At 59.3% G+C, this 12,155-nt stretch carries 6 protein-coding genes and 1 pseudogene; all 7 read right to left on the bottom strand.

What is annotated here, in order from left to right:
- On the bottom strand, nucleotides 1-1,748 hold a 1,748-nt coding region (locus Y882_RS20145; RefSeq protein ID WP_280136542.1), incomplete at its 3' end, for an ESPR-type extended signal peptide-containing protein.
- Between the two features lie 1,904 nt (nucleotides 1,749-3,652).
- A complete protein-coding gene (locus tag Y882_RS18115; protein WP_082121182.1) occupies nucleotides 3,653-4,582 on the bottom strand; it encodes an OmpA family protein in 930 nt (309 codons plus the stop codon).
- On the bottom strand, nucleotides 4,582-9,744 hold the full coding sequence (locus tag Y882_RS20140; protein WP_046973358.1) for a YadA-like family protein: 5,163 nt from the start codon (nucleotides 9,742-9,744) through the stop codon (nucleotides 4,582-4,584). The genes Y882_RS18115 and Y882_RS20140 overlap by 1 nt, the downstream gene beginning before the upstream one ends.
- A 12-nt stretch (nucleotides 9,745-9,756) precedes the next feature.
- Nucleotides 9,757-9,888 (bottom strand): annotated as a pseudogene (locus Y882_RS21025) (ESPR domain-containing protein); the annotation flags it as partial.
- 59 nt (nucleotides 9,889-9,947) lie between these two features.
- Nucleotides 9,948-10,796, bottom strand: a complete 849-nt coding sequence (locus Y882_RS18105) for a tetratricopeptide repeat protein (protein ID WP_156171582.1) — start codon at nucleotides 10,794-10,796, stop codon at nucleotides 9,948-9,950.
- A gap of 306 nt (nucleotides 10,797-11,102) precedes the next feature.
- The gene (locus Y882_RS18100) at nucleotides 11,103-11,600 is read right to left on the bottom strand and encodes a hypothetical protein (protein WP_162207432.1); all 498 of its coding nucleotides are present in this window, start codon (nucleotides 11,598-11,600) and stop codon (nucleotides 11,103-11,105) included.
- An 87-nt stretch (nucleotides 11,601-11,687) separates the two neighbouring features.
- A partial coding sequence (locus tag Y882_RS18095; RefSeq protein ID WP_046973355.1) for an autotransporter outer membrane beta-barrel domain-containing protein occupies nucleotides 11,688-12,155 on the bottom strand: 468 nt, incomplete at its 5' end.

The raw sequence follows: 12,155 nt of genomic DNA, 5'->3' as shown, positions 1-12,155 counted from the left end.
CTGCCCGCCGCCACGTTGATGATTTTGCGCTCGCTACCGTTAGCGCCGACCGACACGACGTTGTCGAGGTCGGCAACGGATCCTTGACCCAGGGCAACCGAATTGCTGCCCGAGGCGTTTGCGCCTGTGCCCACCGCCGTTGCCCCGGCGCTGCTCGCCTCGGCCAAGAAACCCATAGCCGTGGAGCTCTGATCCTTCGCTTTCGCATCGCGCCCTAAAGCGAGAGAGTCATCGCCGGTTGCTTCCGCGGCAAAACCAACGGCCGTCGCGTGTTTGCCAGACGCTGCCGACTGATGGCCCATGGCCACAGCACCGAAACTCGTCGCGTGAGCAACCGGCCCGATCGCAACGGCCTGGTCATCAGAAGCCGAAGCCAGAAAGCCCACAGCGACGGCGCCTTCTCCCGTGGCGCCATCGTTGTTGTAGTTGCTGTTGGGGTCGCCAAACTCACTGTTGGGGTCGCCAAACTCATAGGGCTTCACACTGACATAATGCATGCCTTGGGCGTTGAGCTGACCCAGGGCGGCGTCGACCTTGGCAAAGCCAGTGCTGACATCAGTCGCGGCCCCGTTCAAATCCCCGGCGATGGTATTCGCGTTGGTCAGCGCATAGCTCGGGGCGCTGATGCTACCGTCCGCGTTCACGCCCGCGCCGCCGCCCAAAGCAGATGCGACAACGGCAAGCTGCGACACGTTAGCGGCATCCGTCGGATCAATGCCGGCAGCCATGTTCACGACGCGGCGAGTGTTTGCCGGCAACAGGATGGTCGTGGGCTGGCCATTGTCGTCATTGAAGGTGTATTGCGTTGGTTTGGCATTGCCCACCGAGACGGTGTTGGCAACGTCGGTTACTGAGCCGTACCCCAAGGCCACGGAGCGCTCCTCCGATGCAACGGCGTAGCCGCCGACCGCCGTGGCGTTTTCGCTTAACGCATCCGACCGAATGCCAAGGGACGTGGTGTTCAGCGCTTCGGCTCGGGCGGAGCGGCCCAGTGCCACGGCATAGTCTGCCTTGGATATCGCACGATAACCGATGGCAATCCCGTTGGTGGTCATTGCCCGACTTGAATAGCCCAGCGCGAGCGAATAGTCACCCTCAGCTGTTGAGCTGGCACCCAACGCCGTAGCGCCGCGACTTGTTGCATTGGCGAAGTACCCCTGTGCGATGGATAGATCACCATGTGCAGTGGCCTTGGAACCAACAGCGAGTGATGCATTACCTGAAGCCGTGGAATCGATACCCACCGCAAAAGAGCCTTGGCCGCGTGCCTTAGCTGAATCGCCGAGCGCGACAGCCCCGACGTCGGAAGCTACCGTGCCATTGCCCAAAGCTACAGCTCGGGCAGCCGTAGCATGTGCTTCAGTGCCGATGGCCACAGCCGCATCGGCGCCTGCCAAAGTGTTCATACCTATCGCAACGGTGGCATTGTCCAAGGCATTAGCGTCGACACCCATTGCCGTCGACCCGCTCCCCGTGGCCGTTGCACTGGTGCCCACCGCGGTCGCATTTGTGTCAGTAGCCGATGCACTGGTGCCCACCGCGGTCGCAGTTGTGTTCGTAGCGGTGGCGCCGTTACCCAGCGTCGTTCCGGACATGTCAGCGAGCAGCGGCGTCGAGACCGCGACAGATGCAAGTGCTGCTGCGATAACGACCGTTTTTGCTTTCTTTTTGCGGCCTTTGGCCAGTTCCGAGGCCACGACCCACGTGCCAGTGGACTCATTCCATACAACGCGATACGACGTATTCATTAGGCGTAACCTCCTTGGTAGGCAATCCGTGCTGACCCTGTCTCTTTCACGCCTACGAAAGATGGCCTCGACGACGGCATTCATTGGGGATGTAGAGTCTGTTGATCAGCGCAATGGTTTGATCTGTTCAACGCCGAAACCGACGAAGAAAGCCGCAGCACCATATGAAATACCCGCAAGACATCGCTATGAGAAAAAACTCAAAAATGCGAGCCATGGGCCAAAAAGTTCTTTCTTTGGGCACATGCACTGCCATGCCTGACTGAGGTGGCGCGAAGAACTACAAGCCTTTGATGCTTCCGCCGAGCAGACCGCGCAGTAGAAGAACATTCCTTACACGTCGGATCCCATGCAACCCGTTACCAGGAGGCACTGGTTGTTCATTGAAGAACACATTGTGTTTTCCTGAACGTTGCCGGAGGCAGGTGCACCGATATAGGAGGTGCGCCGCAAAGTGCAGCACCCAATGCTTGTGTTTACGACTGGAGCAAGAAGCTGGGAGGCGCGTGTTCGAGCAACGTCGGCATTGGTCGCTTGAGGATGAGAATCACAAACTCAAGCAGTGAGCGGCCAGCACGAATCTTGAGGAAATAAGGATCGAATCTATTGAAATGCGGTGTCTTTGCTTGGCATGAGAGCCAAAACCGGAGGCGCCGCTGCTTTCAATGAATGAAAATCGCGCGATATCGCTTTCGCGGCCGTGCCGGGGAATTCGACCGCACATTGATGACGCACTGGCAAGAGGCGTGACGATGCGCGTACCGAACGTCGGCGCGAGGCTATCTCATGCTGAGTAACGCTCGTCGACTATTCGAAATAACGGCGTTGATGCCGGCGCTGACGAGGTTTGCAAAGCATGACGGACAAGTACGGTGTTGCTATGAGCGCAACGAGGAATTGAATGCCTACCTCAGGACTGAGCATGGGCTCATGACGAGTTTCCAGCATGGCAGTCCATGCCGTTATCAGCACAATCCAAACAAGGGAGGCGAGCAAGCGCGCGGGTGTCGACATGTATGGGGCTTTCGTTTTCGATTGAAATGACGGGATGGCATGAATGCAAGCGCTTGATGCAAGCCATTCGGTCGGGTGGCTTGCCAAATAGTTGGCGCCAAGCCAACCACGGGTCATCTACCATGTAGCCAAGCGTGTGTAGGCAGCTGACAACATAGCGGGCATATAGGACGCCGAGCAGCAGCACAGCAATGAGAATCCACCCGTACCTTGTCGGCTTGCTGGATGGCCCGAGCGGACCGAGCATTGTCGCTGCGTATTCACCGAAAACGGCGTGAGGCGCTCCAAGGATGAGAAGTGCCGGCTGTGCAAGCGTGGCTTTGGCGCTATGGCTGATACTGGCGGCGCTTGCACGGGCATCACAAATCGGTTGGTGTGTGCCTCACCAAAGCAAAGGCAACCCGCATATCAAGAGCATTGCACCCGCACCACGCCCGTGCAGATTGCGCATTAGCGTGTCGGGAGTCATTCACTCCACCCTTTCGGTCGTGGATTGCTCACTGACTGAATCCAACAGGTGGGCGGCGCGCTGCAATCGCTTGAGGGCCGCCAGGAACCCTAGCACCAACCCCATTCCCAACCCCTGGTGGGCAGGTGAAGGTGACTCAGCCTCATGGGACGTCACTGCGATTCAAACTCCCAATGCGCAGCCGACTACAAAACCACCTGCAAACCAGCACAGAACGCTACGCCTAACCGTGCGCCACCACGTTGCCCAAACGGCCTTGCTGAAATTTCTCATCATCTTTTCTCCTGGCCGCTGAGTTTAGGCATTTCGCCATTGGCGAAATCTGGCGAGCACTCTCAGCGGTGGATTTAATGAGTGCGTCGCCGATGATGGTCTTAGTGGCTTAGAGCGAAACCATTCGGGACGCACTCCCAGTGCATCGTTATTTTGAAGACGAAGCACCAAAGCCCGACGCCACAATCTCGACACGACGATTGGGCTGCAAACATGCAATAAGCGCAGGATTGTCCAGATTCGTGTTGCATTTCTTGACGGGCCACGTTTCGCCCACGCCAACTGCCGAGACGGACGCCGGTGAAACACCATGGGAAATCAGGTAGCTGCGCACAGACATGGCTCGGTTCTGCGAAAGTGTGAGGTTGCTTGCGCTATTTCCGAGGATGTCGGTGTGCCCAATGACCTGTACGGTGGCTCCCGTCGATTGACGTAGCTGACTTGCAATCTTGTTGAGCTGTTCTTGTCCACCCGGCAGAATTTCTTCAACGCGGTAGCGACCCAGCGGAAACAGCGTATCGCCGGAAAGGTCGAATCGCTGTTGCGCAGGCACGGGAGCGGAAGCGGTGGCGGGCGGCGAAATCAGGGCGGAACAGCTGCTTGGCGACCAGTAAAAGCTTTTGGCGATCTTATCGTCGTCAAACAGGACCTTGTACTGGCAGGTTGTCACCTGGTCGGGGTTCACCGGGTCACGGAAATGGAATACATAGTTCCATTCGCGAACGGACCACACGCCTTCGCTGAAGTGCGGAAAGCCGATCAGATCCGCGACTTGATGCTTGTTAAGGCCCGCATGCATTAGCGCAAGATTGTTTCGGTTGGGAAACGTGCCGCCTTTGTGCATGGGCGTGGCGTCCGTTACTTTTGGCCACACCAGCTCGTCGGCCGACTGGCCATCCGCATGAACGTTTTTGCTCACGTTGCCGCATGCCGTGAGGGCCATGGAAGTGGCGAACACGAGCAACGTCGCCTTCAAATATTTGAGGTTGATACACATGAAGAAGAAACCTTTTATTCGATAGATGGGAAGGCTGGAGCACGCCCCTGCACCACATGGCGCAGGGGCACGCTGCTTCATTACCAAACCATGCCGGCGCCAACACCCACGCCCACGCCACCCTGCTGAGAACCGGTGGCGCTGGCCTTGAAGATGTAGCGTCCGCTTTCGGTGATGGTGGAAACACCAATGGAGATCGCGCTTTGTCCTTGGTAATTGCCGACAGCCACACCTGCACTGCTCTGGTTAGGCTGATACGCCTGCGGCAGATTTGCGGCTGCCAAGGCGGCGGCCGTGCCGGCAGAGGATTTCTTACCCATCTGGTTGACCCGCTGATCGGTGTAGCTCTTTGCCCAGTTCTGCGAGTTGTTGATGGCGCTGTTGAGCTGGCCCACATTGACCGCGTCTGACGTGGCGGTACCAGCCTGAACGTTGTGGATAGCCGTGGGGCTTCCACCGGGGTTGAGCGTGACGGCGTTGTAGTTCGTCGCGCCGTCGGCCTGGGTGTCGTATTTAACACCACCGGACTGAGCGGCCTTGAGCTGGCTCACGTTCACCGCGTCGGTTGCCTGAACACCGGCCGCCACATTGGTGATTTGACGCTCGTTACCCGCGGAACCGACCGACACCGAGTTATCACGGTCAGCGACCGATGCATTACCGATGGCGACGCTGTTGTTGGCAGTCACCTGCGAGCCATTGCCAACGGCCAGACTGTTGTCGCCCGAGGCCACCGCGCCCGCACCGCCTGCCGCCGAGTTCTTGCCCGACGGTGTCGGGCTCGGTGCCTTCATGTCGGTGCTGGTGCGGAACATGCCAGCCTGGCCCGTGGAGATGTTGGTGATGTCACCGGCAATGTTGTTGACGGTGTTCTCCACATTGGTCACGCGACCATCCAGCGTGTTGACTGCCTGATTAGTGGCGTAGAGCTGTGACCCATTTACGGCATCGGTGCTGGTTGCGGACAACTGACCGGCTGCGACGTTGGTGATCTGGCGCTCATTACCCTGGCTGCCGACACTGACCACGCTTGTCGGGTTGGCACCCGCAAACGAATAATCCGTACCGGCAATGGTCGTACCGCTGGTAGCGTGAGCCACATCCGTGACTGAGCCTGCACCCAGCGCCACGTCGTTGGCGTTGTTGGCCTTGGCGTTGTTGCCCAATGCTGTCGCCGATGCGGCGGTAGCACCTGCACCCACGCCGGCAGCCATGGCATTGATGCCCGTTGCGCCCTCGTTCTCGTAGTTACTACCCTGCGCGCCGTTGTCGTTGATGCTGTAGTAGCGCGTTTTGGCACCCGTCACGGTGCTGTTGAGCTGACTCACGTTTACCGCGTCGTTGGGATTTTCGCCCTTGGCCACGTTGGTGATCTTTTTACCGCCGGCGTCGATACCGTCGATGGTCACGCTCGGGCCACCTGTGATGGTCAGACCGTTGTTGCTCACCACCGTGTTACCCATGGTGACGCTATTGAGGTTCAGATCCTTGTTGAGCTTCACCTCCATCTGACCCTCCCCGTCATAGCCGGTCTGATCAACGGTGACGTTGTTGTCACCCTTGAAGGCTACCCAGCCATTCGGGCTGATCTTGGCGCTCTTGCCGTTGGCATCGGTCACGGTCCAACCGGCGTTGGCCACGTCGGACACGGCCTTGAGCTGGCTCACGTTCACCGCATCGGTGTCGGCCGCACCGGCTGCCACGTTGGTCACGCGGCGCTCCTTGCCCTCCGAGCCGACGGACACTTCGCCGACCGGCGAGATGCCTGCGATCGTAGCACCCGCCACCGGCACGTAAGCGGCCTGAGCGAGGTTGGCCGCGGTGCTGCTGTTGGCACCCAGCGCGACGCTGTTGTCCGCCGTGGCCGAGGCACCCACACCGGCCGCCATGCTGTTGATGCCCGTGGCGCCGTTGTTGTTGTAGTTACCGCCCTGCACGCCGTTGTCGTTGACACTGTAATAGTGCGTCTGCTGCGCCTTGAGCTGGTCGACGTTCACCGCATCGGTGCCCGCCACACCTGGGGCCACATTGGTGATCGTCTTGCTACCCGCATCGATGCCGTTCACGGTGATGCTCGGGCCGCCTGTGATGGTCAGACCGTTGTTGTTCATCACCGTGTTACCGGTCGTGACGCTGTCGACGTTCAGATCCTTCTTGAGCTGCACGTCCACTTCGCCCGCGCCATCCTTGCCGGTCTGGGCCACGATGACGTTACTGTCGCCCTTGAAGGTCACCTTGCCGTTCGGCGTGATTTGGGCCTTGTTGCCGTTGGCATCGGTCGCCGTCCAACCAGCGTTGGCCGTATCGCTCACCGCCTTCAGCTGGGAGCCATTGACAGCGTCCGTCGACGTGTCGCTGATGTCGCCTGCCGTCACGCCCGTGATCTTGCCCGTGTTGCTGTCGTTGATCGTGACGTTGCCGAACTTCGGCGAGTCGGCCACCTGCACGACGATCGTACCGGTCGTCGGGTCGGTGATGGTCTTCACGTTGGCCGCCGAGTACGTGCCCGCGGTCGAAGCGTCGCCACGAATCGACAGGGTCTCACCCAGTTTGCGCTGCACATCGCCCGCGCTGTTGTCGTTGCCGGTGAAGGTCAACGGCTTGTTCACGGCACCGTAGAGCTGCGAGCCGTTGATGGCATCGGTGGAGGTATCAGTGACATTGCCATTGGCGACATTGGTGATCTTCTTGTCGCCGGCGTTGATACCGTTCACGGTGATGCTCGGGCCACCGGTGATGGTCAGGCCGTTGTTGTTCATCACCGTGTTGCCGGTCGTCACGCTGGTGAACACGGGCTTGTCGGTCATCTGCACTTGCAGCACGCCGTTGGCGTCCACCGCGGTCTTGAGGTTATCGCCCACATAGGTGCCAGCCGTGGTGCCCTTGCCCTGGATCGACAGGGTTTCACCCAGCTTCTTGTCCACCGTGCCGGTGTTGCCGGTGAAGGTCAGCGGCTTGTTCACGACACTGTAGAGCTGCGAGCCATTTATGGCGTCGGTGCTTGATGAGGTGATTTGCCCGGCCGCGACATTCTGAATCTGGCGCTCGGCGCCTTTTGATCCGACGCTTACCGTACCCGCCGGGGTCGTACCCGCAAAGCCACTATACGTGACGCCACCCACCGTGGCACTTGATACGGGTACCACTGGTGCCGTCGCCTGCGAATTTGCGCCGAGCGCCACGCTATTGGCCACCGTGGCGTTGGCTTTGTGACCCAACGCCATGCCTTCATCAGCACCAAGGCCAACGGTCGAATTAGCGCCTAGTGCCACAGAATACTTCGTGCCCGGCGTCGTCAACGGGTTCTTGGGGTCGATTCCCGAGTTGGCGTTATGGCCGATGGCAATCGCCTCATAGTCACCGGTCGTTGCGCCAGCACCTGCAGCGACGGCATAGCTTCCCTTGGCTTTCGCACTGTTGCCCAACGCCAATCCTTCAGGATTGTAAGTTGTGGCGCCATTGCCGAAAGCAGTCGACTTATTGCCGTTAGCCGTTGCGCCGTTGCCGATGGCGGTATTTTGCGGCCCGTTGGCGACACTGTCTTTACCCAGGGCGATCGACTCGGCCCCCGTCGCCGCGGCACCTGTACCCACCGCAATGGCATCGTCCATAAAACCGCCATTGATAGTGTCGGCCCCACCCGCCTTAGCACCTGTACCAATGGCTATGGCATTGTTGCTCGCCGCCTTGGCGCTGTCGCCAATGGCCGTCATGCTTTTGGCGACTTCACCTGTCTTCGTGTTGGTCGCACCTGCGGCGGCCTTGTATCCCAGCGCCACACCGTTCTCTGCGGTGGTACTGGTTGCCACGCCGGCAGCCAGCGCGTTTTTGCCGGTGGCGCCGTCGTTGTTGTAATTGCCGTCCGTAGCGGTGGTGTCATTGACGCTGTAGAAGTGCGTCTTGGCCGCATACAGCTGACTACCGTTGACGGCCTCCTTTGACGAGCTGGTGACTGCACCGTCAGCCACGCCGGTGATCTTGCCGATATTGCCGGCGCTCTGATCGTTGATGGTAATGTTGCCAAACTTCGGCGAATCCGCAATCTGCACATCAATGGTGTTGGTGGTCGTGTTGGTGACCGTATTGACGTTGGCATCCGAATAGGTGCCCGTCGTGGTCTTTCCACCGGAGATGGTCAGGGTTTGGCCCAGCGTGCGATCGATGGCCGTGCCGCTGTTGGCGGCAAACGACATGGGCTTGCTGGCCACCGCATACAGCTGCGAGCCGTTGATGGCGTCGGTGCTGTTGGCATCGACGCGACCAGCTGCCACATTGGTGATGGTGCGCTCGCTGCCACTACTGCCCACACTCACCGTGCTACCGGGGACGATACCGGCGTAATTGTACGTGACGCCATTGATGGTGGTGCTGGAGGTTTTCACGGCAGAGTCCGTGCTCGAACCGGCGCCCAGCGCGACATCGTTAGTGTTGTTTGCGTAGGCCGACGGACCGAGAGCGGTTGAAGCCGCGCCAATTGCGTGGGCATTGGTACCCGCCGCAAGGCTCCACTTTCCTCTGGATTCCGCCGACACACCCAGCGCTTGCGATTGCATCCCAGAGGCCTTCGCCTTCGCACCCACGGCTACCGAAGACTCATCCAAGGATTGCGACTGCAAGCCTATTGCCACTGAATTGGCTGCGTATGCGTGAGCGGTATCGCCTAACGCTACGGTACCGTCCTCAGTCGCTTCCGATTGAAACCCGATCGCGATCGGGCTGCTATTGGCTGCGCTAGTGCCCGCCTTTGCGCTAGCGCCGAGAGCGACCGCATTGGTGCCCATGGCCGACGCCACCTTTCCGATGGCCATGGCGCTGGCACCCAACGTGTCGTTGTTGCCCGCCATTGTGCCGATGACAATGGCGTCGCTGCCCGAGCCTGCTGCAACCGTTGCCAGATCACCGATCGCGATGCTTTGAATTGCCGATGCGTTCGCACCAATGCCCAAGGCTACCGCATTACCGGCGGTCGCCTTGGCGTTGTAGCCAACCGCGGTGGCATTCACCGCGCTGGCCACGGAGGTATACCCAAGCGCGGTGGTGCCCGCAGCATTGGCTTGCGCGCCGTAACCAAACGCAGAGCCACCGGGCACATTGGGGCTGCCTGGGCCCGCGTTGGTGACGTTTGCCTGCGCGTTATAGCCCACGGCTGTGTTGTAAGTGGCGGCGGCACCACCACCGTCCAGGTTGCTTCCGCCACCTGCCACATACGCCTGTGCCGTACCGGCACCAAGCACGGCCGTCATGGCCGCAAATGCTGTCGCCGACAGCACAGACGCCTTTCGGCCGCCCCCGGAAGTGCTCTTTTTGCCGCGGGCAGTAGCGTGCTCGCCCACCACAACAAAGGCGTTGGTGCTGCTGTTCCAGACAAGTCGGTAGATTTTGTTCACGAGAAGCTCCGCCCCGGGGCGACCAGGGTCATGATGTAAAGGAAAGGGGAGTAGGAGATTTAGTGCGTGGAGAGAAGCTGCTGGATAACAGGCCGCTCGATCGATGCACTAAAGGAGGAAATATCGCGTTGGTATCGCTGGCGCGCAGCAGGCTCATCGCGCAGAACAAACTGCAGGTAGCTACCGGCAAACAGGGTTGCTTCGGTATGCGCATCGCGCCATGCCGGCGTGCCTTGTGTCATGGCACCGTCGATGGCTGCAAATACGTTGTCTGCAGCAATGTGCCCTTCATAGAGGGCTTTAAGCGCTTGCTGTTGTGCGGTTGCTGGCTGAATTTTCGCCGCTTCGTGCTTTATGTAGCCGCGCAACTCAACGTTGTTGCCTTGCCAGGTGCGCATATCCAGCCATAGCTGCCACAGTTGACTGTAGGCTTTGAGGTAAGCGTCGTCGCTTTTGCTGAGCTGCATGAAAGCGCGGCGGGCGTCTTCAAAGCGGCCCAAAAGCACCAGATTGACCGCTGATGGCACGGCCGAGAGGCCTGTCATTGCCGTGCCAACCAGTGCGTCGTAACCTTGACGCGCTGACTGGTGTTGCCCGGTTGCGTCATCCACGAGCGCCTGCTCATAGGTCACATGAACATCGTCTGGCGCCACACGGCGCGCTTGGTCGAGATAGGGGCGAGCTGCCTCGGGGGCACCCTTCAAATAGGAGAGGTGCGCTTCATCCACAAGATGGAGAACCCGTGCTTGGCAGCCAGCTGACACGGCGTGGCCGCTTGAGGCGGCAGAGGCGCAACCATTAGCCACATGGGCTGCAAGCGATGACGCATCACGATCTACTGCCTGGGCATACGCACTTTGCGTGGTTACCAAACCAAATGACGTCGCAACAACGATATAACTGGCCAACAGAACCTGTGTTGCAGCGCTTAGCCGTCGTTTACTTCGCGCCTTGCTGGCGCGCGTAGGCATTACATTCATCACACTCTACTTTCGATCTAGGGAAACGAAATACGCGCGTCCAAGTCATGGTTTGGAAGGTTGGTCGCTCTGTCGCCATACCGCTGAGCGCACGTGATTATGATCACAACGGCTATGCGTCAAGCGTCGCAAATTGTGAGGCTAACCTGCCTGGCAAACCATCAGACAAGTCTGATTTCGCCCACCACCCTGGCTTCAGGTTGTGCACATTTCATGTAGGGATAGGCCGAGTTTTTAACTGACCTGCACGGATGGATGTCGCTTTGAGCGACTGATCATTCGCAACTGAAAATCGCGCTTGACTTGACCGAAGCAGCCGCCTATCAAAATGGATAGACGAATGAACGGTTGAGTAATGTCTTCGCGGCCTGTCAGGCGAATATAGAATCGCCCGTAATCCGTTTCCCGTATGGTCGGACACACGAAGATTTCTTCATGGATTCCGTCGGCACAAGAATCATCTGCTTCCTGCATGAAGCAACGGACGTCCATTTCAAATCCTTCCAGGTCAGTTAGCCGGAAGTACGGTATGGGTATGTCGACCATCAGTGGCTCGCCACGAAGCGAACGTAACCAGGCCTGGCCTAGTCGGATTCGCTGGTGCGCGTCTCTTTTTGATGCGTGCTGCGTTGATTGACGGCTAGCGTTGTAAAGCAGATTTTTCATGGTGTGCTGTCTTTCCGATGACGCCGCTTCATGCCTGTCACTCGGATCAAAGTCGGGCAGTTCCACTACCCTTGCGTATTGGAGAAAAAACCGCCCCGGTTTCCCGAGGCGGCGGTGACTTCCCTGTCTCCCTTCAGACTCGCTTGTGCGGCATTACCAGCTGTACTTCACACCCACCTGGGCTTCGCCGCCGCGCTGGTGGCCGGCGCCCATCTGCACGCCCGCATGACCCCAGCCCGCCCAGCCCTTGCCCAGCTCGGCCTGCACGCCAGCCTTCACTTCGAAGATGTCCTTGGCCGTTTGCGCGGCCTGCTGTTCACCGTTGAAGGCCACTGCCTGCGCCTGGCCGTTATGCCACCAGTTGGTCTCAATGAACGGCTGCACGCGGTTCTGGTTCATGTCCAGCTCTCGGGTGTAGAGACGCGCACCCAGTCGCGTGGTCACGCCACCGCCCTGCGCCACGCTCACTTCGGTACCGTTGGCTTCCACGTGCTTGGGCGCGTGGTAGCGGTTGAAGATCACCTGTGCTTCGGGCTCGATGTACCAGGCACGGTTGGCGCTGTGGCCGATGTCGAAGGCGTAGCCGCTTTCCAGCGAGGCTGTCCAGTTTTTGGACTTGTA

It is taken from the genome of Dyella japonica DSM 16301 (assembly GCF_001010355.1).
Taxonomy (GTDB): domain Bacteria; phylum Pseudomonadota; class Gammaproteobacteria; order Xanthomonadales; family Rhodanobacteraceae; genus Dyella; species Dyella japonica.
Note: the sequence above shows the minus strand (reverse complement) of the source record. Positions and strands in the feature narration are given on the sequence as shown.